Origin of the sequence: Kitasatospora sp. NPDC091335, from assembly GCF_044757205.1 — a bacterium.
Classification (GTDB): domain Bacteria; phylum Actinomycetota; class Actinomycetes; order Streptomycetales; family Streptomycetaceae; genus Kitasatospora.
This window is the reverse complement of sequence record NZ_JBIVUM010000002.1, coordinates 158534-182516: the sequence shown is the minus strand read 5'-3', so window position 1 is coordinate 182516 and position 23983 is coordinate 158534. Positions and strand designations below refer to the sequence as shown.

Annotated in this window: 24 protein-coding genes; 15 read left to right on the top strand and 9 right to left on the bottom strand. The window is 72.7% G+C overall.

The window, feature by feature from the left end; translation table 11 throughout:
• The first annotated feature begins 5 nt into the window (after nucleotides 1-5).
• The 5 genes from ACIQOW_RS05665 to ACIQOW_RS05645 all read left to right on the top strand — a co-directional run bounded on the left by ACIQOW_RS05665 (nucleotide 6) and on the right by ACIQOW_RS05645 (nucleotide 4913).
• Nucleotides 6-623 (top strand): TlpA family protein disulfide reductase, encoded by a 618-nt coding sequence (locus ACIQOW_RS05665; protein ID WP_401080084.1) that lies wholly within the window; start codon nucleotides 6-8, stop codon nucleotides 621-623.
• Nucleotides 620-1393: a cytochrome c biogenesis CcdA family protein gene (locus ACIQOW_RS05660; protein ID WP_401080082.1), complete on the top strand. Its 774-nt coding sequence runs from the start codon at nucleotides 620-622 to the stop codon at nucleotides 1391-1393. The genes ACIQOW_RS05665 and ACIQOW_RS05660 overlap by 4 nt, the downstream gene beginning before the upstream one ends.
• A gap of 2 nt (nucleotides 1394-1395) precedes the next feature.
• Entirely contained in the window at nucleotides 1396-3192 is a 1797-nt protein-coding gene (locus ACIQOW_RS05655) for a cytochrome c biogenesis protein ResB (protein WP_401080080.1), read from the top strand.
• A 3-nt stretch (nucleotides 3193-3195) separates the two neighbouring features.
• A complete protein-coding gene (gene ccsB / locus ACIQOW_RS05650; RefSeq protein WP_188301336.1) occupies nucleotides 3196-4386 on the top strand; it encodes a c-type cytochrome biogenesis protein CcsB in 1191 nt (396 codons plus the stop codon).
• 122 nt (nucleotides 4387-4508) lie between these two features.
• The gene (locus tag ACIQOW_RS05645) at nucleotides 4509-4913 is read left to right on the top strand and encodes a hypothetical protein (RefSeq protein WP_401080078.1); all 405 of its coding nucleotides are present in this window, start codon (nucleotides 4509-4511) and stop codon (nucleotides 4911-4913) included.
• A 9-nt stretch (nucleotides 4914-4922) separates the two neighbouring features.
• Here ACIQOW_RS05645 and ACIQOW_RS05640 read toward each other — a convergent pair whose 3' ends face one another.
• The gene (locus ACIQOW_RS05640) at nucleotides 4923-6020 is read right to left on the bottom strand and encodes a ScbA/BarX family gamma-butyrolactone biosynthesis protein (RefSeq protein ID WP_401080076.1); all 1098 of its coding nucleotides are present in this window, start codon (nucleotides 6018-6020) and stop codon (nucleotides 4923-4925) included.
• A gap of 348 nt (nucleotides 6021-6368) precedes the next feature.
• Here ACIQOW_RS05640 and ACIQOW_RS05635 point away from each other — a divergent pair, with 348 nt between their 5' ends.
• On the top strand, nucleotides 6369-6938 hold the full coding sequence (locus tag ACIQOW_RS05635; protein WP_401080074.1) for a ScbR family autoregulator-binding transcription factor: 570 nt from the start codon (nucleotides 6369-6371) through the stop codon (nucleotides 6936-6938).
• A 141-nt stretch (nucleotides 6939-7079) separates the two neighbouring features.
• On the opposite strand, the gene ACIQOW_RS05630 is transcribed toward ACIQOW_RS05635, so the two are convergent.
• The 4 genes from ACIQOW_RS05630 to ACIQOW_RS05615 form a co-directional block, all read right to left on the bottom strand.
• Nucleotides 7080-7691, bottom strand: a complete 612-nt coding sequence (locus ACIQOW_RS05630; protein ID WP_401080072.1) for a ScbR family autoregulator-binding transcription factor — start codon at nucleotides 7689-7691, stop codon at nucleotides 7080-7082.
• 225 nt (nucleotides 7692-7916) lie between these two features.
• Entirely contained in the window at nucleotides 7917-8123 is a 207-nt protein-coding gene (locus ACIQOW_RS05625) for an acyl-CoA carboxylase epsilon subunit (RefSeq protein WP_188301340.1), read from the bottom strand.
• A gap of 72 nt (nucleotides 8124-8195) precedes the next feature.
• Nucleotides 8196-9797, bottom strand: a complete 1602-nt coding sequence (locus ACIQOW_RS05620; RefSeq protein ID WP_188301341.1) for an acyl-CoA carboxylase subunit beta — start codon at nucleotides 9795-9797, stop codon at nucleotides 8196-8198.
• Between the two features lie 453 nt (nucleotides 9798-10250).
• Nucleotides 10251-10673 (bottom strand): PLD nuclease N-terminal domain-containing protein, encoded by a 423-nt coding sequence (locus ACIQOW_RS05615; RefSeq protein ID WP_188301342.1) that lies wholly within the window; start codon nucleotides 10671-10673, stop codon nucleotides 10251-10253.
• A gap of 95 nt (nucleotides 10674-10768) precedes the next feature.
• Here ACIQOW_RS05615 and ACIQOW_RS05610 point away from each other — a divergent pair, with 95 nt between their 5' ends.
• Entirely contained in the window at nucleotides 10769-12226 is a 1458-nt protein-coding gene (locus tag ACIQOW_RS05610; protein ID WP_401080069.1) for a menaquinone biosynthesis decarboxylase, read from the top strand.
• Nucleotides 12223-13122 (top strand): menaquinone biosynthesis prenyltransferase MqnP, encoded by a 900-nt coding sequence (gene mqnP / locus ACIQOW_RS05605; RefSeq protein WP_401080066.1) that lies wholly within the window; start codon nucleotides 12223-12225, stop codon nucleotides 13120-13122. Before ACIQOW_RS05610 ends, mqnP begins: the two co-directional genes overlap by 4 nt.
• Before the next feature lie 26 nt (nucleotides 13123-13148).
• On the opposite strand, the gene ACIQOW_RS05600 is transcribed toward mqnP, so the two are convergent.
• Together ACIQOW_RS05600 and ACIQOW_RS05595 are read right to left on the bottom strand one after the other, a co-directional pair.
• Nucleotides 13149-13904 carry an alpha/beta fold hydrolase gene (locus ACIQOW_RS05600; RefSeq protein ID WP_401080064.1) on the bottom strand — a complete coding sequence of 252 codons (756 nt, stop codon included), beginning with the start codon at nucleotides 13902-13904 and terminating at the stop codon, nucleotides 13149-13151.
• 44 nt (nucleotides 13905-13948) lie between these two features.
• On the bottom strand, nucleotides 13949-15172 hold the full coding sequence (locus ACIQOW_RS05595; protein ID WP_401080062.1) for an FAD-dependent oxidoreductase: 1224 nt from the start codon (nucleotides 15170-15172) through the stop codon (nucleotides 13949-13951).
• Nucleotides 15173-15273: 101 nt separating this feature from the next.
• Here ACIQOW_RS05595 and ACIQOW_RS05590 point away from each other — a divergent pair, with 101 nt between their 5' ends.
• Nucleotides 15274-16080: a TetR/AcrR family transcriptional regulator gene (locus ACIQOW_RS05590; protein ID WP_401080060.1), complete on the top strand. Its 807-nt coding sequence runs from the start codon at nucleotides 15274-15276 to the stop codon at nucleotides 16078-16080.
• Nucleotides 16081-16210: 130 nt separating this feature from the next.
• Here the strand turns inward: ACIQOW_RS05590 and ACIQOW_RS05585 are convergent, their stop codons facing one another.
• Both ACIQOW_RS05585 and ACIQOW_RS05580 read right to left on the bottom strand, forming a co-directional pair.
• Nucleotides 16211-16927: an MOSC domain-containing protein gene (locus ACIQOW_RS05585; RefSeq protein ID WP_401080058.1), complete on the bottom strand. Its 717-nt coding sequence runs from the start codon at nucleotides 16925-16927 to the stop codon at nucleotides 16211-16213.
• 79 nt (nucleotides 16928-17006) lie between these two features.
• Entirely contained in the window at nucleotides 17007-17750 is a 744-nt protein-coding gene (locus tag ACIQOW_RS05580; protein ID WP_401080056.1) for a cyclase family protein, read from the bottom strand.
• 90 nt (nucleotides 17751-17840) lie between these two features.
• Between ACIQOW_RS05580 and ACIQOW_RS05575 the strand changes: the two genes are divergently transcribed.
• The 6 genes from ACIQOW_RS05575 to ACIQOW_RS05550 all read left to right on the top strand — a co-directional run bounded on the left by ACIQOW_RS05575 (nucleotide 17841) and on the right by ACIQOW_RS05550 (nucleotide 23692).
• Nucleotides 17841-18515 carry a UbiX family flavin prenyltransferase gene (locus tag ACIQOW_RS05575; RefSeq protein ID WP_188301351.1) on the top strand — a complete coding sequence of 225 codons (675 nt, stop codon included), beginning with the start codon at nucleotides 17841-17843 and terminating at the stop codon, nucleotides 18513-18515.
• A 119-nt stretch (nucleotides 18516-18634) separates the two neighbouring features.
• Nucleotides 18635-19093: an Lrp/AsnC family transcriptional regulator gene (locus tag ACIQOW_RS05570; RefSeq protein ID WP_030055719.1), complete on the top strand. Its 459-nt coding sequence runs from the start codon at nucleotides 18635-18637 to the stop codon at nucleotides 19091-19093.
• Nucleotides 19094-19096: 3 nt separating this feature from the next.
• A complete protein-coding gene (locus tag ACIQOW_RS05565; protein ID WP_401080053.1) occupies nucleotides 19097-20059 on the top strand; it encodes a threonine/serine dehydratase in 963 nt (320 codons plus the stop codon).
• A 52-nt stretch (nucleotides 20060-20111) separates the two neighbouring features.
• Complete coding sequence (gene mqnE / locus ACIQOW_RS05560) at nucleotides 20112-21275, top strand: aminofutalosine synthase MqnE (protein ID WP_401080051.1); 1164 nt, start codon at nucleotides 20112-20114, stop codon at nucleotides 21273-21275.
• Nucleotides 21276-21391: 116 nt separating this feature from the next.
• The gene (locus tag ACIQOW_RS05555; protein WP_401080049.1) at nucleotides 21392-22624 is read left to right on the top strand and encodes a L,D-transpeptidase family protein; all 1233 of its coding nucleotides are present in this window, start codon (nucleotides 21392-21394) and stop codon (nucleotides 22622-22624) included.
• Nucleotides 22625-22747: 123 nt separating this feature from the next.
• Nucleotides 22748-23692, top strand: coding sequence for a beta-ketoacyl-ACP synthase III (locus tag ACIQOW_RS05550; RefSeq protein ID WP_401080047.1), 945 nt, complete (start codon nucleotides 22748-22750; stop codon nucleotides 23690-23692).
• The last annotated feature ends 291 nt before the right edge of the window (nucleotides 23693-23983 follow it).

Here is a 23983-nt window from a genome sequence, read left to right as displayed (position 1 = left end):
TTCACATGTCTGCCATGACGCGTCCCCGTCCCCGTGTCGCCGCAGCAGCCGCCGCCACCGTCGCCGCCGCTGCGCTCGCCCTCACCGGTTGCTCCTCCGCGGGCTCGTCGGGCAGCGGCGAGGGCCAGGTCGGCTTCGTCACGGTCAAGGGCACCAACCTGTCGAAGGCGGACGCCGGCAAGCGCGGGGACGCGCCGGACATCACCGGGGAGACCCTGGAGGGCACCCCGGCCAAGCTCTCCGACTACCGGGGCAAGGTCGTCGTGCTGAACGTCTGGGGCTCCTGGTGCGGTCCCTGCCGGGCCGAGGCCAAGAGCCTCCAGAACGTCTCGGAGAAGTACAAGGACCAGGGCGTCCGGTTCCTCGGCATCAACACCCGGGACACCGAGAAGCAGAACGCCGTCCGCTTCGAGCAGGAGCAGGGCGTCACGTACCCGAGCCTGTTCGACCCGGCCGGCACCCAGCTGCTGAAGTTCCCCAAGGGCAGCCTCAACCCGCAGTCCATCCCGACCACCCTGATCGTCGACCGCGACGGCAAGCTCGCCGCCCGCGCCGTCGGCGGCACCACCGAGGACGCGCTGGAGTCGATCCTCCAGCCGGTGGTCGCGGAGCAGAAGCAGTGAGTCCGACGCAGCAGCTCGCCGACACCACCTCGACCGTCCAGAGCGGCGCGCTGCTGGCCGCCGCTCCGGTCGCGCTGCTGGCGGGGCTGGCGTCCTTCTTCTCGCCGTGCGTGCTTCCGCTCGTCCCCGGCTACCTGTCGTACGTGACCGGCTTCTCCGCCGCGGACCTCGCGGACGCCCGCGGCTCCCGGCGCGGCCGGATGCTGCTCGGCGTGGTGCTGTTCATCCTCGGTTTCACCGCGGTGTTCGTCTCCACCGGAGCCCTGTTCGGCTACTTCGGCCAGGAGCTCCAGGACTACAAGCGGATCATCAGCGTCGTGCTGGGCTCGCTCACCATCGTGATGGGCCTGGCGTTCATGGGCCTGGTGCCAGGGCTGAGCATGCGCGAGGTCCGGTCGCACCGCCGCCCGGCCGTCGGCCTGCTGGGCGCCCCGATGCTCGGGGTGGTGTTCGGCGTCGGCTGGACGCCCTGCATGGGGCCGACCCTGACGGCCGTGCAGAACCTGGCCCTGAACCAGGCCGACGCCCAGCGCGGCGCGCTGCTGACCACCTTCTACTGCCTGGGCCTCGGCGTACCGTTCATCCTGGCCGCGGTGGCCTTCCGCAGGGCGCTGGGCGCCTTCGGCTGGGTCAAGCGGCACTACCCGCTCGTCATGAGGATCGGCGGCGGCATGCTCGTCGCGGTCGGTCTGCTGCTCGTCACCGGGATCTGGGACTCGATGATGAGCGAGTTGCAGTCCTGGACCGCCGACTTCCAGATCGGAATCTGACCGTGAGCAAGACCACGACCGAGACCGAGCAGCCCCCGGCGCCGGACGACGCCGCCGCCGAACGGCTCAGCACCGCGCCGGTCGAGTCCGAGGGACCGGTCGGCATAGGGGCGTTCGGCTGGGCGCGCTGGATGTGGCGCCAGCTGACCTCGATGCGGGTCGCCCTGGTCCTGCTGTTCCTGCTGTCACTGGCCGCCATCCCGGGCTCGCTGATCCCGCAGAACGGCCAGAACCAGTTCAAGGTGCAGACCTGGAAGGCGCAGCACACCACGGTCGCGCCGATCTACGAGAAGCTCCAGCTGTTCGACGTCTACAGCTCGGTCTGGTTCTCCGCGATCTACATCCTGCTGTTCGTCTCGCTGGCCGGCTGCATCGTCCCGCGCACCTGGCAGTTCGTCGGAGTGCTGCGCTCCCAGCCGCCGGCCGCGCCGCGCAACCTGACCCGGATGCCGGTGCACGCGGCCTGGCGCACCACGGCGGACGCCGGGACGGTGAACGCCGCCGCGCACCGGCTGCTGCGCAGGCGCGGCTTCCGCGCCCACCTGTCCGGCGGCGCGGTGGCCGCCGAGAAGGGCTACCTGCGCGAGGTCGGCAACCTGCTGTTCCACCTGTCGCTGTTCGCGCTGCTCGGCGGTTTCGCCTGGTCCAGCCTGGCCGCCGGCACCGGCGGCAAGCTGATGGTCGAGGGCGAGGGCTACTCCAACACCATCACCCAGCTCGACGACTTCACCGGCACCCGGTTCTACGGCAGCCAGGACCTGGACCCCTTCTACCTGAAGCTGAACGGCTTCACCTCGGAGTTCCAGACCAAGGGCGACCAGATCGGCGCCGCCCGGCAGTTCACCGCGAACGTCGAGTACTACGGGGGCAGCGACCAGTCGAAGCTCAAGCAGTCGACGATCGAGGTCAACCACCCGCTGGAGATCGGCGGCAGCAAGGTCTACCTGATCGGCCACGGCTACGCCCCGGTGATCACCCTCAAGAACGGCAAGGGCGACGTCGTCTACCAGGGCGCCGTCCCGTTCCTGCCGCAGGACGGCAACCTGACCTCCACCGGCGTCGTGAAGGCCTCCGACTACGGCGTCGGTCCCGACGGCAACAAGACCCAGATGGGCTTCTCCGGCTTCTTCCTGCCGACCGCCCCGCTGAGCTTCGAGGGCACCGGACCGGTCTCGCTGTTCCCCGGTGCCGCCGCCCCCGAGCTGGTGCTGAACGCCTTCGCGGGCGACCTGGGCACCGACTCCGGCCTGCCGCAGAACGTCTACCAGCTCAACACCCGCAAGCTCACCCAGCTGACCCAGGACGGCCAGCCGGCCAAGGCCAGGCTCAAGCCGGGCCAGGGCTGGACCCTCCCCGACGGCTACGGCTCCGTCACCTTCGAGGGCTACAAGCAGTGGGCCAGCTTCAACGTCACGCACCGCCCGGGCAACGAGATCGCCCTGGCCGGCGGCGTGCTGGCGATCCTCGGCCTGATCGGCTCGCTGTTCATCCAGCGCCGCCGGATCTGGGTGCGGGCGGTCGCCCTGCCGGGCGGCGGCACCCAGGTGGAGCTGGCCGGCCTGGCCCGCAGCGAGTCGGCGAAGATCGCCGAGGAGCTGGCGGAACTCGCGGTGGACCTCCAGGACGACGCCCCGGCCTCCGACGGGGACGACGCCCCGGCCTCCGACGGGGACGACGAGGACGATGAGGACGGCGCCGGGCGACCGGCCGCCGCGCCCGAGCCCGACGCAGTGCCCGACGACCCCGAGGCCGAGGCCTCAGCCCCCGCAGTCCCTGCCGACCAGAACTCCAAGGAGTAGACGGTGCAACTCGCCTCGGCGGTCGACCCACAGCTGGCCGACCTCTCCAACAACCTGATCTATTCGGCGATGGTGGTCTACACGCTCGCCATGTTCGCCCACATGATCGAGTGGACCTTCGGCAGCAAGGGCGCCGTGGCCGTCCGCTCGAAGGAGCAGGCGGGCAGCCTCGGCGAGACCGTCGCGGCAGCGGCGCCGAAGGGCGCGAAGAAGGTCACCGTCACCGTGGCCGGCGCCGGCGGCGGCACCACCACGCTCACCCGCACCGCGATCGCGGGCGAGGGCGCGACGGTGGTCACCAGCGGGCGCGCGGCGGACGAGGAGGACGGTCCGGGCGCGGCCGGCACCAACGAGAAGGCCGACCTGGCCGGCCGGATCGCCATCTCGCTCACCGTGCTCGCGGCACTGCTGCACGTGGGCGGGATCGTCACCCGCGGCCTGTCGGTGTCCCGCTGGCCGTGGGGCAACATGTACGAGTTCTCCTGCGCCTTCGCCTTCGCGATGACGGCCGCGTACCTGGTGCTGCTGGCCGCGAAGAAGAAGGTCCGCTGGCTCGGCCTGCCGGTCGTCCTCGCGGTGCTGCTGACCCTCGGCATCGCCACCACGGTGCTGTACACCGACTCCGAGCAGCTCGTCCCGGCGCTGCACTCGCCGTGGCTGGCGATCCACGTGTCCACCGCGATCTTCTGCGGCGGCGCCTTCTACGCGGCGTTCATCGCCACTCTGCTGTACCTGTGGCAGGACTCGTACCACACCCGGGTCGAGGCCGGGAAGTACGACTTCCTCCAGCCGGGCGCGGCGCGCTCGCACGACGGGCGGACGTACTCGCGGACGCGGATCCTGCTGGCCCGCGTCCGGGTCTCGGTGTGCAACCGGCTGCCCGCCGCGTCCACCTTCGACAAGCTGTCCTACCGGATCAACGCCCTGGTCTTCCCGCTGTGGACCTTCACCATCATCGCGGGCGCGATCTGGGCCGAGGCGGCCTGGGGCAAGTACTGGGAGTGGGACCCGAAGGAGACCTGGTCGTTCATCACCTGGGTCGCCTACGCCTGCTACCTGCACGCCCGGGCGACGGCCGGCTGGAAGGGCCGCAAGGCCGCGTACCTGGCGCTGGCGGCGTTCGCCTGCTGGCTCTTCAACTACTACGGCGTGAACATCTTCGTCACCGGAAAGCACTCCTACGCGGGGATCTGACCGGGGCACACGATCACCCACCGGCCCGGCTCTCCCACAGGTAGCCGGGCCGAGGTGCAGACAGGGGTAGTGCGCGCCGGCCGCCGGCCGGTGCGAGAGGGATTCGAGGAGGAAATCGCGCGATGGAGTGCGACGAGGTCATGCTGACCGTCCGAATCACCGCCGCCGAGCGCATGCTGCTCCGCAGGCTCGCCCAGGGACACCGGAGCGACGTGTCCGAGGTGGTGTCCGACGCGCTGCTGGACATCATCCCCACGCTCAGCGCGCCGGGAGACGCCTACCGGCTGCTGGGGGCGCTGGCGGTGCCCGCGCCCTGCGCCCTGACGGTCTGGCTGCCGACCCCGCTGGCCGACCTGCTGGTGCCCGGCGCGGCCAGGATCGCGCAGATCACCGACGTCCGGGTCGAGTCGGCGAGCGCCGCCCTGGGCGCGGCGCTGCGGCTCTGGCTGGCCCAGGACCCGGTCAGGCTGGCGACCAACCTGAGCGTGATGCACGCGGGCCGGCCGTCCGCGCTGATGGCCGCCTGAGCGCGGCCGTCAGCTCGCCAGCGGCAGCCGGGTGCCGCCGAGGCCGGGCGTGGCGGGGCGGCCGTCGTAGGCGTCCCGCCTGGCCGGCACCCCCGGCTCCCCGGCCGGTCCGTGCACCGGCTCGGTGAGCACCCGGCACTCGGCCGCCGTCCGGCCGTCCTGGAGCAGCTGGACCAGGACGGCCGGACGGCCGCCGGTCGCGGCCGGCTCGGTGGCCGCCCGGACGAAGCAGGGCCGGTCCAGTTCGATGTAGCGGCCGAAGGAGGTCACCAGCTCGACCGGTACCACCGGCTCGGGGTAGCACAGCCGCTGGGCGGCCTGCCGGGCGGCCTCCAGCACCAGCATTCCCGGCACGTGGTCCAGCTCGTGGTCGAACAGCACCGGGTGCGTGACGTCGGCCCGCAGCAGCCAGGTGTCCGGTGCCAGGGTCGGGCTGAGCACCACGTCCGCGGGCTGGGCGCGGCCGACCAGTTCGGGCGCGGCGGGCGCCGGCGGCCGCGGCGGGACGACGCGCCGCGCGGGGCCGCGCAGCCGGGCGTACGAGGCGGGGGAGAGGACCCGCAGCTGGCCGGTGCCGTGGCCGATCGGCCGGCCCTCCCTGGTGACCTCGATGCGCACCCGCAGCGAGACCAGCCCGCCGTGCCGCATCCGGACGTCCTCGCAGCCGACGCCGAGCATCAGCGAGACGGGGCCGGGCGTGACGGCCAGGCCGGGCAGTCCGGGCTCGCCGAGCGCGTAGGAGAGGTCCTCCATGACGAACTGGTGGCCGCGCGGCACCCCGAACCCGGCGTGGCCGATCAGCAGACCGGCCTGCCGGATCGTCTCCGCCAGCAGCACCGGGTCGTGGTAGCGGTCGCCGGGCAGCCGGTAGAAGCCGTGCAGCCGGGGCCACTGGGCGCCGAGCAGGAAGTCGTACGGGCCGGTGGCCTGCCAGCCGGTGAGGAAGACCTCGGACACCGAGGCGCGGTGCACCAGGTGCCGGGAGACGGTCCGGTCGTGGAAGTCGTAGCCGGTCGCGGGGCCGTCGTGGAAGCCGGGACCGTCGGCGTCGCCCGGGCCGGGGTGGGGGTACGGGCCGTGCGGGTCCGGCTCTACGATCGATGGCATGACTGGCCCCCGCTTCAGGGTGTCGGTCGGAGCGGCCGCCACGGCCGTCCGAGCAAAACATACATACCACCCGGTTTGTCTTTGGCGACTGGGGGTGCCCCGGCCGACCGTACCGGCCCGATCACGCTACCTGCCGTGGACTGGGGGAATGCCTGTTCTGGGTGGCTCAGGCCATGGGGGGAGGGCCGTCCCCGCTGGACGGCGGGGGCGGAGCAAGCGCTAGATTAGATACCAACCATGCGGTTTCGGACGGTACGCTCCGCATGCGAGCGCCGCTCCCCGAAGGGGACGCGCCGACAGCAGCCGGGCGGGGTGGGGATCGCGCCCGGCCGAGTCCGGAGGGGGCCAGTGGTCAAGCAGGAACGGGCTGGGCGGACCCGGCGGGCCGTACTGCTCGCCGCCGCGGAGACCTTCGCGCGGGTGGGCTTCGAGGCCGCCAGCCTGGTCGACATCAGTCGCCGGGCCGGGGTGAGCAAGGGGGCCCTCTACTTCCACTTCGTGTCCAAGCAGGCCCTCGCCGACGGGGTGCGCTGCGCCGCCGGGCGGCAGGTCGGCTCGGCCGCGCTGCGCGCCCTGCGGGCCGAGGGCCCGGCGCTCCAGGGCCTGATCGACTTCTCGCACGAACTGGCCGGGATGCTGCGCGAGGACGTGGTGGTGCGGGCCGGCGTCCGGCTCGGCCGTCCGGGCCCTCCGCGCCGGGGCGGCGCCCGGGACGGTGCGCCCGGCCCGGTGGGCCCGGACGTCGCCTGGCGCAGCCTCACCGCCGTCGTCCACCGCCTGCTGGACCGTGCCGCCGAGGCCGGTGAGCTGTGCGCCGGGGTGGACCGGCGGGCCGCCGCCGAACTGCTCACGCGGCGGCGGCCGGCCAGGTGCTGCTGGCGGGCGAGGAGACGGACCGGCCGGGGCCCGAGGCCGTGAGCCGGCTCTGGACGGCCGCGCTGCCGGCCCTGGTGGCGGCCGAGCACCGGGGCGGCTACCGGGTCTGACCGGAGCCGGCCGACGGGGGCCGCCCGGCGCCTCGGGCCCGCCCGGCGAGGTGCCTCGGGCCCGCCCGGTGCCTCAGGCCCGCCCGCCGACGCTCAGCCGGGCGAGGGCGTGCGGCTGGACCAGGCCGGGCAGCAGCAGCGTCCACAGGTCCGACAGCCGCTGGATCAGGTCCTGCCGGTCGGCCAGCACCTGGGAGCTCAGCTGGATGCCGGTGACGGCGCCGGTGATCACCCCGGAGGCCGCGGTCAGGTCGATCCCCGGGTGGAGGTCCCCCGCCTCCCTGGCCCGCTCCAGCAGGACCCGGACCGTGTCCATCCACCCCTGGTAGGCCGCGAGCTGCGGCTGGGTGAAGCTGCCGTGCTCGATCGTCAGCCGGATGCTGCCGCGCACCAGCGGGTCGGTCAGGAGCGCGCGGGCGAAGGCGTACCCGAGGTCGATCAGGTTCTGCACCGGACTGTCCGCGGTCGGCTCCCAGCCGGAGATGAAGGCGCCCTGCCCCTCGATGACGGCGAGCGCCAGCTCCTCCTTGGAGCCGAAGTGGAAGTACAGCGCGCCCTTGGTGACACCGGCGCGGTCCAGGATCTCGGACATCGTGGCGGCGGCGTAGCCCCGCTCGTCGAACACCTCGGCCGCCGCGATGAGTACCGCCTGGCGGGTCGCCAGCGCGCGTGCCTGCCTGGCCATCGCAGCCTCCCTGGAAAGTTCTGGTACTCGGCAGCGGCCGGTCCTGTGGGGGCGGACGGGGCGGCGGACGCATACCGTCCAGCAGGTATCCTACCGAGCCTTTCGCGGGCCCTTCCGGCCTCGCTCGGGCAGGTGGGAGTGCCGGGCCCGCGCGGCCCCGGGGGGAACGCACGACGGCCGGTCACCCGAACGGGGTGACCGGCCGGAGGCCAGGGCCGTGGGCCGTCAGGCGGCCTGCTGCCAGCTGACCGGCGAGTAGTACGCCGGGCGGCGCTCCAGGCGCTGCCAGCTGGCGATCGGCTCGACGGGAGCGGCGGCGGCGGCCTGCTGCGCGGCGGCGCGCGCGGCGAGGACGGCGGTCAGGGCGGCGAGTTCCTCGTCGGTGAGACTGCCGCGGACGATGCGGACGAGGGGTTCGGCGGAAGCGGTCATGTCCTGGTTTCTCCCCCGGGTTGCTGTGGTCTGGGGCGGGTGCCCCGGTGGACTGCTGCGGTGGAGCGGGCGTTACATCGGCGGGTTGCCGTGCTTGCGGCTGGGCAGGTCGGCGTGCTTGGTGCGGAGCATGGCCAGGGCGGAGGCGATCACCTGGCGGGTCTCGGCCGGGTCGATGACGTCGTCCACGAGGCCGCGCTCGGCCGCGTAGTACGGGTGCATCAGCTCGTTCTTGTATTCCTTGATCTTCTGGGCGCGCATGGCGTCCGGGTCCTCGGCGGCGTTGATCTCGCGCCGGAAGATGACGTTGGCCGCGCCCTCGGCGCCCATCACGGCGATCTCGTTGGTCGGCCAGGCGTAGGACAGGTCCGCGCCGATCGAGCGGGAGTCCATCACGATGTAGGCGCCGCCGTAGGCCTTGCGCAGGATCAGCGAGATGCGCGGCACGGTGGCGTTGCAGTACGCGTACAGCAGCTTGGCGCCGTGCCGGATGATGCCGCCGTGCTCCTGGTCGACGCCGGGCAGGAAGCCGGGGACGTCGAGCAGGGTGACCAGCGGGATGTTGAAGGCGTCGCACATCTGGACGAAGCGGGCGGCCTTCTCGCTCGCGTTGATGTCCAGCACGCCGGCCAGCGACTGCGGCTGGTTGGCGATGATGCCGGTGACGTGGCCGTCGACCCGGGCGAGCACGCACAGCACGTTGGTGGCCCAGCGCTCGTGGACCTCCAGGAACTCGCCGTGGTCGACGACCTCCTCGATCACCTTGCGCATGTCGTACGGGCGGTTGCCGTCGGCGGGCACCAGGTCCAGCAGGCTGTCGTTGCGGCGCTCGACCGGGTCGTCCGTCATCACGGACGGCGGCATCTCGCGGTTGTTCTGCGGCAGCAGCGACAGGAGGTAGCGGACCTCCTCGATGCAGGACTGCTCGTCGTCGTAGACGAAGTGGGAGACACCGGAGACGCCGGCGTGCACGTCCGCGCCGCCGAGGCCGTTCTGGGTGATCTTCTCGCCGGTGACCGCCTGGACGACGTCGGGGCCGGTGATGAACATCTGCGAGGTCTCGCGGACCATGAAGACGAAGTCGGTCAGCGCGGGGGAGTACGCGGCGCCGCCGGCGCACGGGCCGAGCATCACCGAGATCTGCGGGATGACGCCGGAGGCCTTGGTGTTGCGCTGGAAGATGCCGCCGTAGCCGGCCAGGGCGGTGACGCCCTCCTGGATGCGGGCGCCGGCGCCGTCGTTCAGCGACACCAGCGGGGCACCGGCCGCGATGGCCATGTCCATGATCTTGTGGATCTTCTGCGCGTGGGCCTCGCCCAGCGCGCCGCCGAAGATCCGGAAGTCGTGCGCGTAGGTGAAGACGGTGCGGCCGTGGACCGTGCCCCAGCCGACGATCACGCCGTCGGTGTGCGGCTTCTTGGCCTCCAGGCCGAAGCCCTGGGCGCGGTGCCGGCGCAGCGGCTCGACCTCGCGGAAGGAGCCCTCGTCCAGCAGCAGCTCGATGCGCTCGCGGGCGGTCAGCTTGCCCTTGGCGTGCTGGGCCTCGGTGGCCTTGTCGCTGGGGCCGCGGCGCACCTTCTCGCGCAGCTCGTGCAGCTCGGCGACCCGTCCGCGGGCGTCGGCCGGGACCTCGGGGGCCCCACCGTCGACCTGCGCCTCATGCACAACCGTCATCTCGAACCACTCCAAGGGTGAGGGAACTGTCCGACAGCCAACGTCATGCTGTGCCCCCGGCTGCGAATCACTTTCTTCACTTATGACTGTACGAGGGGCCGTGCGCTGGTTTCGGCGTCGATTCCGTACAAGGTCGGGTTCGTTTAGCTGTCAGGCCTGGACAGAAGCGGTTGGTTCAGCCGCTGAGCGCTCGGTGTTCACTCGGGTACCGGGGGTTGTCGGGCAGGTGATGGCCCGATGATCTGAGCATGAAGGAAAGCGCAGGTCAGGGCCGTCTTTTAGCAATGTGGGCCGGTCCTCCGGGGGCGCGCTCAAGGTCTGCTCAAGTCCGGCGGCGGAACGGTTGCCGGCCGGGCGAGGCGGCGGAAAGTCGTAGGGAAGCGCCAAAAACACCGCAGCCCACCCCGGGTGTCAGGGGTGGGCTGTCCGGGCGAGCGGTCGGACCGGCTCCGATCAGCTCTTCTTGCCGTCCTCGGGCTCGTCGCGGTCGCGCAGCTCGCGCTCGCGACGCCGCAGATCGGACTCCCACTGCTTCAGCATGTCCTCGTGGTCTTTGTCGTTCCTCTTCAACGAGGCGAGGAACTCCGGGTCGTCGTCCGGCGCCGTCGGCCGTCCGCCGCGCGGGGCCGGGCGGCCCTGGCGGTCGTCGGCCGGGTACCCCGCGTGGGCCCCGGCGGGGGCGGCCGGCAGGAAGCCGCGCCGCTTGCCGGCGATCAGCCAGGCGATCGGGCCCAGCGGCGGGAAGAGCAGCACGATCAGCACCCAGACCACCTTCGGCAGGTGCTTCACCTCGTCCTCGGGCGTGGTCAGGCAGTCCACGAACGCCCAGACCCAGAGCGCGAGCGGAAGGATGATGGTCAGAAGAATCCTCAGCACGGCCGGGTTCTCCTCCCTGGCGGCGACGGTGGGGGCGGGCGCCTTCCAGGGGCCCTTGACCCGGCCAGGCTATCGGGTGGCGGATACTGACAGGCATGGCATACGACGATCTCCGCTCGTTTCTCCGGGCCCTCGACCGCGAGGGCGACCTCAAGCGCATCAAGGCGGAGGTGGACCCGCACCTGGAGATCGGCGAGATCGTCGACCGGGTGCAGAAGGCCAAGGGCCCGGCGCTGCTCTTCGAGAACGTCAGGGGATCGTCGATGCCGCTGGCGATGAACGTCTTCGGCACCGAGCGGCGGCTGGCCAAGTCGCTCGGCCTCAAGGGCCCGGACGACATCTCGGAGAAGATCGCCGGGCTGCTCAGGCCGGAGCTGCCGCAGGGCTTCACCGGCTTCCGGGACGCCTTCGGCAAGCTCGCCTCGATGGCGCACGTCCCGCCCCGGAACGTGAAGTCCGGTGACGCCCCGGTGCAGGAGGTGGTGCTCACCGGCGACGACGTCGACCTGGACGAGCTGCCCGCCCTCTTCACCTGGCCGCTGGACGGCGGCTCCTTCTTCAACCTGGGCCTGACCCACACCAAGGACCCGGACACCGGCATCCGCAACCTGGGCCTCTACCGGCTCCAGCGGCACGACCGCCGCACCATCGGCATGCACTGGCAGATCCACAAGGACAGCCGCAACCACTACGCGGTGGCGGCCAAGCGGGGCGAGCGCCTCCCGGTCGCGATCGCCTTCGGCTGCCCCCCGGCCGTCACCTACGCGGCCACCGCGCCGCTGCCGGGGGACATCGACGAGTACCTCTTCGCCGGCTTCATCGCGGGCGAGCGGGTGCGGATGGTCGACTGCAAGACGGTGCCGCTCCAGGTCCCGGCCGACGCCGAGGTGGTCCTGGAGGGCTGGCTGGAGCCCGGCGAGACGCTGCCCGAGGGCCCGTTCGGCGACCACACCGGCTTCTACACCCCGCAGGAGCCGTTCCCCGCGCTGACGATCGACTGCGTGACGATGCGCCGCCGTCCGATCCTCCAGTCCATCGTGGTCGGCCGCCCGCCGACCGAGGACGGCCCGCTGGGCAAGTTCACCGAGCGGTTCTTCCTGCCGCTGCTGAAGATCATCATCCCGGACATCGTCGACTACGACCTGCCCGAGGCCGGCGGCTTCCACAACTGCGTGATCGTCTCGATCGACAAGAAGTACCCCAAGCACGCCCAGAAGACGATGCACGCGATCTGGGGCGCGCACATGATGTCGCTGACCAAGCTGATCATCGTGGTGGACTCCGACTGCGACGTGCACGACTACCAGGAAGTGGCCTGGCGGGCCTTCGGCAACGTCGACTACAGCCGCGACCTCACCGTGGTCGAGGGCCCGGTGGACCACCTGGACCACGCCTCGTACCAGCAGTTCTGGGGCGGCAAGGCCGGCATCGACGCGACCAGGAAGCTGCCCGAGGAGGGGTACACCCGGGACGGCGGCTGGCCGGAGATGGTCTCCTCGGACCCGGCGACGGCCGCGCTGGTGAACCGCCGCTGGAAGGAGTACGGACTGTGAGCAGCACGGCCGCGGTAGAGGTCCCCGGGCGGACGAAGGCGTTCCTGCGCCTGGTGATGATCGAGCACTCGGTCTTCGCCCTGCCCTTCGCCTACATCGCCGCGCTGACCGCGATGTTCCTCGCGGACAAGCGGGTGCACTGGGGCGAACTGTTCGTCGTCACCGTCTGCATGGTCGGTCTGCGGACCTTCGCGATGGCGGCCAACCGGATCATCGACCGCGAGATCGACGCCCGGAACCCGCGCACCGCCACCCGCGAACTGGTCACCGGCGCGGTCTCGTTGAAGACCGCGTACGTCGGCTCGGCCGTCGCGCTGGTGGTCTTCCTCGGCGCCGCCGCGATGCTGAACCCGCTCTGCCTGGCGCTCGCGCCGGTGGCCGTGGTGCCGATGGTGGTCTACCCGTACGGCAAGCGGTTCACGGACTTCCCGCAGGCGATCCTGGGGCTGGCCCAGGCGATGGGGCCGGTCGGCGCCTGGCTCGCGGTGACGGGCAGCTGGTCCTGGGAGGCCGCAGTCCTCGGCGCGGCGGTCGGCATCTGGATCGGTGGCTTCGACCTGATCTACGCCTGCCAGGACGTCGAGTCCGACCGCCACGGCAAGGTGCGCTCCGTCCCGGCCCGGTTCGGCATCCCGGCCGCGATCCGCGGTGCGCGGGTGTGCCACCTCCTGACCACGCTGCTGCTGGGCTGGTTCGCGGTCCTCACCGACGCCGGCGTGGCCTTCTGGACCGGCCTCGCGGTCGTCGCGGGCGCGTTCGTCTACGAGCACACCATCGTGAAGCCGAACGACCTGTCGAAGCTCAACCGGGCGTTCTTCCAGACCAACGGCTTCGTGGGCATCTCGCTGTTCTGCTTCGCCCTGCTGGACCTGGTCGTCCGCGGCCTCGGGATCTGACCCCGGGCGCCGGCGCGCCCGCGGCCTCAGTCGTGCAGGAAGCCCTCCATCGCGACGGCCAGGGCCACCGGGGCCTCGTACATCGGGTAGTGCCCGCAGCCGGCGAGCTCCTCCAGTTCGGCGTTGGGGTAGTGGGTGAGGAAGGTGCCGCGCATCACCTCGGTGGTGAGGGCGAGGTCGTACTCGCCGACGATCACCTTGACCGGCACCGGGTTGCCGTCGACCCGGCGGGTCAGGTCGGCCGTCGTCCAGTCGCGGACGTAGCCGCCGAAGGCCTCGGGGGTGGACAGTCGCAGGGACTGGTCGACCATCCGGTCCAGCCAGACCCGGCCGGCCCGCCTGCCGGTGACCAGGTCGAGGATCGCGAAGCGCTTCTCCCGGTCCTCGGCGGCGCCGTGGAACAGCGCCTCGCCCGCCTCGTCCAGCGGGTACGGCCCGGCCGGCACCGGGGCCAGGCCGACCAGCTTGCGGACCCGCAGCGGCGCCTCGGCGAGCACCTGCTGCGCCGCCTTGGCGCCCATCGAGTGGCCGACCAGGGAGAAGCGGTCCCAGCCGAGCCGGTCGGCCAGGGCGAGCGCGTCGGAGGCGATCTCGGCGAGCGTGTACGCGCCGGGGACGTCCTTGCGCTGCCCGTAGCCGCGGTAGTCGAAGAAGGCGTAGCCGAAGGCGTCGCCGTCGAGGCAGTCGAGGAACGGGCCCCAGCCCGCGCTGGTGCCGAACCAGTCGTGCAGGACCAGGACGTGGTGGTCGCCGGTGCCGGTCGAGCGGTGAGGGATCGTCATGTCCTCGGTCGTTCCCCGCGATCCGCCCGTCCGAACGGGTGGGCTCAGGCCTCGCGGCGGGCGAAGGCCGGGGCGTGCTCGGGCAGCGGCCCGAAGGCGATCAGCCGGGACATCAGCAGCGGGAAGCCGGGGAGGTACCGGGCGAGCAGCACCAGCCGGGCCGGCGGCCCGGTCTGCCGGCCGGTGAGGACCGGCTCGAACAGCAGGCGGTGCAGGACCCGCTGCATCCCCTGCATGATCACGGTCGGCCGCCACCGGCGGTGCTGGACCCGGGCCAGGGCCGCGGTGGTCGGGCGGCCGCGCCGCAGCGGCTCGGCGAGCAGGGCGGCGGTCGCGACGGCGTCCTGGATGGCCAGGTTGATGCCCACCCCGCCGGCCGGGGACATCGCGTGGGCGGCGTCGCCGATCAGCAGCAGCCCGTCCCGGTACCAGCGGTCCAGCCGGTTGAGCCGTACGTCGAGCAGGTGCAGGTCGTCGAGGGTCTTCAGCTGGTCGACCCGGTCGGCGTACTGGGGCAGCAGCGCGGCGATCCGCTCGCGGAAGCGCTCGACGCCCTCGGCGCGCAGGTGCGGGTCGGTGCCCTTGGCGCGGAAGTAGGCGACCTGGAAGTAGTCCTTCCGGGCGAAGCTCAGCGCCATGTCGCCGTGCCCGAAGCCGGGGACGAGGCTGGGCGGCAGGGCCTGCTCGTGGGGGTGCCGGGGCAGCCGGAACCACCAGACGTCGAAGGGCACCGGGAACTCCCTGGGCGTCAGCCCGGCCGCCCGGCGCAGGGTGGAGTGCCGGCCGTCGGCGGCGACGGTGAGGCCGGCGCGCAGCTCGCCCTCCTCGCCGTCCCCGGTGCGGTACCGGACGCCGGTCACCCGGCCGCCCTCGCGGAGCAGGCCGGTCGCCTCGGTGTTCATCCGCAGCGTGAAGGTGGGCTCCCGCCGGGCCTCGGTGACCAGGAAGTCCAGGAGGTCCCACTGCGGGATCATCGCGATGTAGTTGTACGGCGCGGGCAGCCGCTCGTAGGCGCTCAGCGCGACGGGGGCGGCGCCGGGCGGCCGCACCACCAGGTTGCCGAGCCGGCTCTGCGGCAGGGCGGCGAACTTCCGGCCGAGGCCGAGTTCGTCCATCAGCCGCACGGTGGAGGCGTGGACGGTGTCGCCGCGGAAGTCGCGCAGGAAGTCCGTGTGCTTCTCCAGCACGGTGACCTCGATGCCGGCGCGCGCCAGCATCAGGCCCAGCATCATTCCGGCAGGGCCGCCGCCGGAGATCACGACGCTCATGGCTCTCCCCTTTCAGTGCTCATTCGATCACCGTCCGTGTGGAACCTGCATGTACAGAGTCTCTGGAACCGTCTCAGATGTCAAGTAGTACGATGCTTCACATGAAGGAGCTGGTGGCGGCCGCCCTCACGGCGGCGAAGGAGCGGGGCCAGGACGTCGCCGACGTCCCGCTGACGGCGATCGCGGCGACGGCGGGCATCTCCCGCAGCACGCTGCTGCGCCGGATCGGCGGCTCCCGGACGGCGCTGGACGCGGCCGTCAGGGAGGCGGGGGTCGACCCGGGCGGACGGCCGCCGGTGCGCGAGCGCGCGATCGAGGCGGCGGCCCTGCTGGTGGCCGAGCGCGGCCTGGCCGGGGTCACCCTGGACGCCGTCGCGGACCGGGCCGGCTGCTCGCTGCCCAGCCTGCACGCCGTCTTCGAGGGGCGGGACGGCCTGCTCGCCGCCGTCTTCGAGCGGCACTCCGCGCTGCCCCGGCTGGAGGCCCTGGCCGCCGACCCGCCGGAGGGGCTGGAGGGCACCGTGCGGGCGCTCCACGCGGCCTTCGCCGCGGCCTTCGAGCACGAGCCGCGGATCGTCCCGGCGGTCTTCGCCGACCTGCTCGGGCGGCCGGACGGCCCGGCCGCCCGGGTGCTGGCCGTCGGTCTGCCGCGGACGCTCGACATCCTCGACGGGCTGCTGGGGCCGCACGTGCGGGCCGGCCGGCTGAGACCGCTGCCCACCCCGGTGCTGGTCCAGCTGCTGCTCGGCCCGCTGCTCAACCACGTCCTGATGCGGCCGGTGCTGGAACCCGCCCTGGGGGCGGGGCTGCCCTCGATGGACGAGACCGTCGAGATCTTCGTCGACGCCTACCTGCGGGCGGTCGCCGTTCCCGCCCCGGCGCCGGGGGGCGAGGCCGGCGGGCCCTGAGCGGGCCCTCCCTGCGCCCCCGTCGAGCAGGCCCTCCGCCCGGTCCGCGGTCACCGGCCCCGGCGGCCGGCCGGTTCTCCTGCGGCGAAGGGGAAGTGGCGATGCGTCGGATCGACGTGGGGCGGTGCGATCAGTCCAGGACCAGCCGGTCGCCGACCCGCAGCCGGCCCGGGGCGGCGACCTCGGCGAGGGCGTCCAGCCGGCCGTCGTGGGCGTGCACGACGGCCTTGAGGATCTCGGGCGCGTGCGGCAGCCCGGGCTGCGGGGCGCCCGTCATCGCGCAGCGCTCGCTGGAGGCGACGAAGGAGAGTCCGGCGCCGCCGGGGGCCTCGCCGCGGGCCCGCCGGCCGAGCCAGGCGTCCTCGGCGAACGGCGGGGTGCCGGGCGGGGTGCGCAGCACGATGTTGGGGCGGAACCGGCGCTCGTCGACCACGGCGAACGGGACGGCCTCGCGGACCCAGTCCAGGGTGGCGGTGCTGAGCACGCTGACCGGCATCCGGTCGAAGTGCGAGACGGCGTCCTCGCGGGCGAGTTCGACGTCGTCGAGCTGGAGGTAGGCGCGCAGGAAGGCGTCCGGCCGGTCGACCGGGCGGCCGAGCGGGTCGAACAGCTCGGGGCCGTCGATCCGGTGGCCGAGCCGGGCGGAGAGGCGGAGCAGGCCGTCCATCCGGCGGAAGCGGCGGGTGTCCTTGCCCGAGCCGAGCTTGCCGGTCGCGTCGCGGACGGCGTAGAGGCGGTCGCCGGCCAGGCCGCGCTCGTCCACCTCGACGGAGTCGAGCCGCTCGCCGCCGGTGGATTTCACGGGGTAGCGCCAGATTCGCTCGATCACTCCGATGATCTCAGCCATGGCCGGAAAGCGTACTGGCGTTGACGGGGGATGGTCTAGACCAAGTCGGGCAGGGTCGGGCGGGGACCGCCGGAGCGGCTCAGCCCAGCCGGGCCACCGCCCGTACCGGCGCGCCGTCCGCCGCGACCAGCCGCAGCGGGAACAGTGAGACCTCCACCGGCAGTCCGGCCTCCTGGGCCGCCAGCAGCGGCCGCAGATCGGTCAGGTTCTCGGCGATCACCCCGCCGCCGGACGCGCCCAGCAGCACCCGGTGCGCGGCGAGCGAGGGCTCGTCGGGGGTGCCGTGGTCGTGCTCGTCGGTGAGGTCGGCGAGCAGCGCGGCCACCGCGGGATCGCCCGGACCGGGGTCGGGGGTCGGGTCGACGCTGAGCGCGTCCACCCCGACCGTCCGCACCCCGGCGGCGACGATCGCCTCGGCGGCGGCCGGGGTCAGGCTGGGGTGGGCGAGGTAGACGTCGGTGCCCCAGTGCCGGGCCCAGCCGGTGGCCAGCAGCAGGACGGTGCCCTCGGCGGCCCGTGCCAGCGCGGGCGCCAGCAGCTCGGGCGTGACGGCCGTCCTGGGCTCCAGCCCGCGCAGGTCGGCGACCACGGCCGGGCCGGTGAACCGCTCCAGCGGCAGCCCGTCCAGGGTCGGCCAGGTGACGTCCACGTGGTACGGCGCGTCCACGTGCGTCCCGGACTGCGAGCCGAGGTGCAGGGCCAGCACGTTCACCCCGGCGGTGGCCGTGGTGAGCGCGGGCTCCAGCAGGACGGCCGGATCGCCGGGGTAGACCGGCATCGCGGTGGTCACCTGATGGGTGAGGTCGACGAGGGTCGCTGCCATGCCCCCATCCTTCCAGGGGACGGCGGCTCCCGGGCCCCTCCCGGCCCGCCCGGGCCGAACGCGCAGGTCGGGCCGGGACAGAATTGCCCCATGGGAACTGCGAAGCGTCAGCCGTGGGTGGTCGGGGTCTCCGGTGCGTCGGGGACGCCGTACGCGGCCTCGGTGATCCGCGCGCTGCTGGCCGCCGGCGAGGCGGTGGACCTGATCGTCAGCCGCGCCGCCAGGCTCACCATCCTGGACGAGACCGGGATCTCCTTCCGGGACGCCCACTGGCGCACCGACCTCGCCGCCTGGCTCGGGAGCGACCAGGGCCTGGACGACGTCCGCTACTGGTCCGCCGGGGACTTCGCGGCCGGCCCGTCCAGCGGCTCGTACCCCGCCAAGGGCATGCTCGTGGTGCCCGCGACCACCGGCGCGGTGGCCGGGATCGCGCTCGGTCTGAGCAAGGACCTGTTGCAGCGCGTCGCCAGCGTCACCCTCAAGGAGCGCCGTCCACTCGTCGTCTGCGTGCGCGAGGCACCACTCAACGGGGTGACGTTGAAGCACCTGGTGGAGCTCGACGCGCAGGGGGCGGTCGTGCTGCCCGCTTCGCCCGGTTTCTACGCCGGCGGCTCCACCGTGCGCGAACTCGTGGACTTCGTGGCCGGGCGGGTGCTGGACGCCGTCGGCGTGCCGCATTCCCTGTACCTGCGCTGGGAAGGGGAGTTGGGAGCGGCCGCCCGCCGGGTGGACGACAACGGCGGCGGGCGGATCGAGGGGGAGTAAGGAGACCGGGGGCGGGAGAGTATGTTCTCTGCGATATCCGGGTCGGTCGGCGCACAGTGCCTTTGAATCCGGATAATGATCTGTGGGTCTGGCGAGGTTCGGAAGGACGCGGACGGTATATGGACACGGTGGACAGACAGCTCATCCAGGCGCTCCGGGAGAACGGCCGTGCGTCCTACGCCGAGTTGGGCCGCCTGGTCGGGCTCTCCGGCCCGAGCGTCACGGACCGGATCAACCGCCTGGAGCAGGCCGGTGTCATCACCGGCTACCGGGCGACGGTCAATCCGGCCTCGCTCGGCTTCGGCGTCACGGCCCTGATCGGCCTTCAGCTCACCGACGCCGCGGACCACGAGGACGTCGCGTTCCGGCTGAAGGACCTCAACGAGGTCGAGGACTGCTGGTTCATCGCCGGCGACGACTCGTACATGCTCAAGGTCCGGGTGGCCGACGTGGCCGGCCTGGAGTCGGTGGTCAAGCGGATCTCGGGCACGAAGGGCGTGGCCAGGACCCGCACCACCGTCGTACTCTCCACGAAGTGGGAGAACCGGGTGAGTGAACTCCCCCCTGTAGGAGAGTGACGCATGGCACTGGTCGGCCTGGAGGAACTGCGCGCCGCACGGCAGCGGATCGCGGGGATCGCCGTACGCACCCCGCTGGTCCCCGCCCCCTGGGCGGCCGACGGGGAACGGCGGCTCTGGCTGAAGCCCGAGAACCTCCAGCCGACCGGGGCCTTCAAGACCCGCGGCGCCTACAACCGGCTGGCCGCGCTCACCGCGGACGAGCGCTCCCGCGGCGTGGTCGCCCAGTCCAGCGGTAACCACGCGCAGGCGGTGGCGTACGCGGCCAGGACGCTCGGCATCAAGGCCGTGATCGTGATGCCGGACACCTCGCCCGCGGTGAAGGTGGAGGCCACCCGCTCGTTCGGCGCCGAGGTGATCCTCGTCGCGCCCGAGGAGCGGGACACCCTGCCCGGCGAGCTGGCGGCGAAGCACGGCTACGTCTGGGTGCCGCCGTACGACGACCCGTTCATCATCGCGGGCCAGGGCACGGTCGGCCTGGAGATCGCCGAGGACGCCCCGGCCGAGCTGGACACCGTCCTGGTGCCGGTCAGCGGCGGCGGCCTGATCAGCGGGACGGCGGCCGCGCTCAAGCTCACCCGCCCCGGCATCCGGGTGGTCGGCGTGGAGCCCGAACTGGCCGCCGACGCCCAGGCCAGCCTGCGGGCCGGCCGCCGGGTCGAGTGGCCGGTCGCCGACACCTACCGGACCATCGCGGACGGGCTGCGCACCCCGTCGCTCGGCGTGCTGCCGTTCGAGCACGTCACCGCCTACGTGGACGACATCGTCACCGTCACCGAGGACGAGATCCGCGCCACCGTGGCCGTGCTGGCCCGGCGCGGCAGGCTGGTCGCCGAGCCCTCGGGGGCGGTCGCCCCGGCCGCCTACCTCCACCGCGCGGCCGAGACCGGGGGCCAGGCGGTGGCGGCCGTGGTCAGCGGCGGCAACATCGACCCGGTACTGCTCGCCGAGCTGCTGTCGGCATAGGCGTAACCTCGTTCCGGCAAGGAATCGAACGTCGGAGGAGGCGGGGCACCGCATGGACGCAGGACTCAAGCGCGAGCTGGAGGCGAAGGTCTACGCGGGTGAGCGGCTGACCCGCGAGGACGGGATCGCGCTCTACGGGAGCGACGACCTGGCCTGGCTGGGCGGGCTGGCCCACCACGTGCGGACGCGGAAGAACGGCGACGTCGTCCACTTCAACGTCAACCGCCACCTCAACATGACCAACGTGTGCAGCGCGTCCTGCGCGTACTGCTCGTTCCAGCGAAAGCCGGGCGAGAAGGACGCCTACACGATGCGCATCGAGGAGGCCGTCCGCCTCGCCAAGGCGATGGAGAGCGACTCCCTCACCGAGCTGCACATCGTGAACGGCCTGCACCCGACCCTGCCGTGGCGCTACTACCCGCGCTCGCTGCGGGAGCTGAAGGCGGCGCTGCCGAACGTCTCGCTGAAGGCCTTCACCGCCACCGAGATCCACTGGTTCGAGAAGATCAGCGGCCTGTCCGCCGACGAGATCATGGACGAGCTGATCGACGCCGGCCTGGAGTCGCTGACCGGCGGCGGCGCGGAGATCTTCGACTGGGAGGTCCGTCAGCACATCGTCGACCACGACACCCACTGGGAGGACTGGTCGCGGATCCACCGCCTCGCGCACGGCAAGGGCCTCAAGACGCCGGCCACCATGCTGTACGGCCACATCGAGGAGCCCCGCCACCGGGTGGACCACGTGCTGCGGCTGCGCGAGCTCCAGGACGAGACCGGTGGCTTCCAGGTCTTCATCCCGCTGCGCTACCAGCACGACTTCCACGACTCCAAGGACGGCGTCGTGCGCAACAAGCTGATGGCCCGCACGGAGATGGCCACCGGTGCCGAGGCGCTGAAGACCTTCGCGGTCTCCCGGCTGCTCTTCGACAACGTCCCGCACGTCAAGGTCTTCTGGGTGATGCACGGCGTCACCACCGCCCAGCTGGCGCTCAGCCACGGCGCGGACGACATGGACGGCTCGGTGGTCGAGTACAAGATCACCCACGACGCGGACAACTTCGGCACCCCGAACAAGCTCGGCCGCGACGACCTGCTCGGCCTGATCCGCGACGCCGGCTTCCGCCCGGTGGAGCGCAACACCCGCTACGAGATCATCCGCGAGTACGAGGGCCCGGACCGGACGCGCCGTGAGTCCCCGCAGGCGATGCGCCTCTGACCTGCGAAGCATCCCCGCCGCCCCGGCCGCTCTCCGGCCGGGGCGGCGGTGTCTTCACCGCCTCCGCACGAGGCCCGGGTTTACCAACGGGTACGGCGTTTGGCAGGATCGACCGCATGTCCGGTTCTGATCGCGCCACCGCGTACCCGCCGCACCAGCCGATGCGGGATCCGGTCGACCTGATGCCGCAGCAGCCGTACGAGGGCTTCCAGCCGTACCAGCAGCCGGTTCGGGAGGGCTACGGCCACGGCGGGTACCAGCCGTACGAACAGGCCCCTGACGGGTACTACGTGGCGTACGGGCAGCCGGTTCAGCCGGTTCAGCCGGGCGAGGCCGAGCCCGGCTACGAGGCCTGGCCCGGCTACGAGGCGGGGCCCGTTCCCGTCCACGAGCCCGTTCCCGCGTACGAGCCCGAGCCGATCTACGAGCCCGAGCCCGTGGTGCTCGCCGCCGCCCCCGTGGCCCCCGTCGTGGGCGCCAGGTCGGCTGCCCGGGGCCGGCGGCGCAAGGCCAAGCAAAAACGTCACGGCAAGGCCATGATGGCCGGCACCGCCCTGCTGGTCGCCGCCACCGCCGGCTGGTACGCCGTCGGCCAGGACGGCGCCAAGCCCGGCATCGCCGCCGCCGACGGCCCCGGCCCGGAGGGCGTCAGCAAGCCGGACCAGCCCGTCCCGGCCCCCGCGGCCGCCCAGGCCGCCTCCGACCGGCAGTCCGCGGCCCCGGCCGCCGACCGCAGCCAGACCCGCCAGGACGGCTCGGTCGCCGCGATACCCGGCCTCGGCGCGGCCTTCACCGCGAAGATCCCCGCCGAGACCGCCCAGGTGGTGGTCGCCACCGGCCAGGACAAGAACACCGACAAGAACAGCGTCACCCTCTGGACCCGCACCCCCGAGGGCCGCTGGCTGGCCGGCGAGACCTGGCAGGGCCACAACGGCAAGAACGGCTGGACCACCGACCACAACGAGGGCGACCTGCGCAGCCCGATCGGCGTCTTCGGCCTCACCGACGCGGGCGGCCGCAAGGCGAACCCGGGCAGCAAGCTCCCGTACGACAAGGACCCGAGCTTCGTGGTCTCCGGCACGGGCTTCTTCGGCGACCAGCTGGCCGGCTCCTTCGACTACGTGGTCGCGATCAACTACAACCGCGTCGCCGGCAACACCCCGCTCGACACGCGCCGCCCGATGGGCTCCAAGAAGGGCGGCGGCATCTGGCTCCACGTGGACCACGACGGCCCCACCCACGGCTGCGTGTCGATCCCCGAGGACAAGATGGCCCAGCTGATCCGCACCCTGGACCCGGCCGCCCACCCGGTCATCGTGATGGGCGACTCCGCCGCACTGGCCGCCTGACCTCGGCATTGTGCACGGCCCGGGCACCCCAACGGGTCTTGTCGATCTCCTACAGATCGAGGGGACGGATCCTGTCACCGGTCATACCCTGCTGACCAGTGGGTAACGGGGTTCCATGGCAGTATGAGCGGTTCGCGCATTGTGGCACTCGGCCACTTCCAGCCCCCCAAGGTCCTCACCAACGACGACCTGGCGGCACTCGTCGACACCGACGACGAGTGGATCCGCACCCGTGTGGGCATTCGCACCCGGCACATCGCCGAGGACGAGACCCTGGTCGACCTCGCCACCGAGGCCGCCCAGAAGGCACTCGCCAACGGCGGCCGGACGGCGGCGGAGATCGACCTCGTGGTGGTCGCCACCTGCACCGCGATCGAGCGCAGCCCCAACACCGCCGCCGCCGTGGCCGCCCGGCTGGGCGTGCGCTCGCCCGCCGCGTACGACATCAACACGGTCTGCTCCGGCTTCTCCTACGCCCTGGCCACCGCCGACCACGCGATCCGGGCCGGTTCGGCCCGCCGCGCGCTGGTGATCGGCGCCGAGCGGATGTCCGACACGCTCGACTGGACCGACCGCTCCACCTGCGTGATCTTCGGCGACGGCGCCGGCGCCGCGCTGGTCGAGGCCCAGGAGGAGGGCGCCGAGCCCGGCATCGGGCCGGTGGTCTGGGGCTCGGAGCCGGAGCGGGGCGACGCGGTGGTCATCACCGGCTGGGACCCGGTGATCAGCCAGCAGGGCCAGTCGGTCTTCCGCTGGGCCACCACCCAGCTCGCCCCGCTGGCCAGGCAGGCCTGCGAGCGCGCCGGGATCGACCCGTCCGAGCTGAAGGGCTTCGTCCCGCACCAGGCCAACCTGCGGATCATCGACGCGATCGCCGGCAAGCTGGGCCTCGTCGACGCGGTGGTCGCCAGGGACGTGGTCCACTCCGGCAACACCTCGGCGGCCTCCATCCCGCTGGCCTTCTCCAAGCTGGTCGAGCGCGGCGAACTGTCGCCCGGCGACCCGGTCCTGCTCTTCGGCTTCGGCGGCGGCCTGGCGTACGCCGGCCAGGTCGTGCGCTGCCCCTGACCCGGCGGACGGCCCCGACGCCGCCCTCAGGCCGCTGTGACGCCGCCTGAGGGCGGCTCGACGCTGTCCGAGGACGTCCTCGGCGCCGTCTGAGGGCGGCAGCCGCCGCCTCGGCGCCGCCTGAGGGCGTCGCGACCCGGTCCGGAGACGGACATGCCGGTGGGGGGGGCCCCCGGGCCGGGGGGCCCCCCCCCCCCCCGTGGGGGGGGGGGGGGGCCCCGGGGGGGCCCCCCCCCCCGGCCCCGGGCCCCCGCCCGCGGTTCCCCGGCCAGAGGCCCGGGGGGGCGCGGG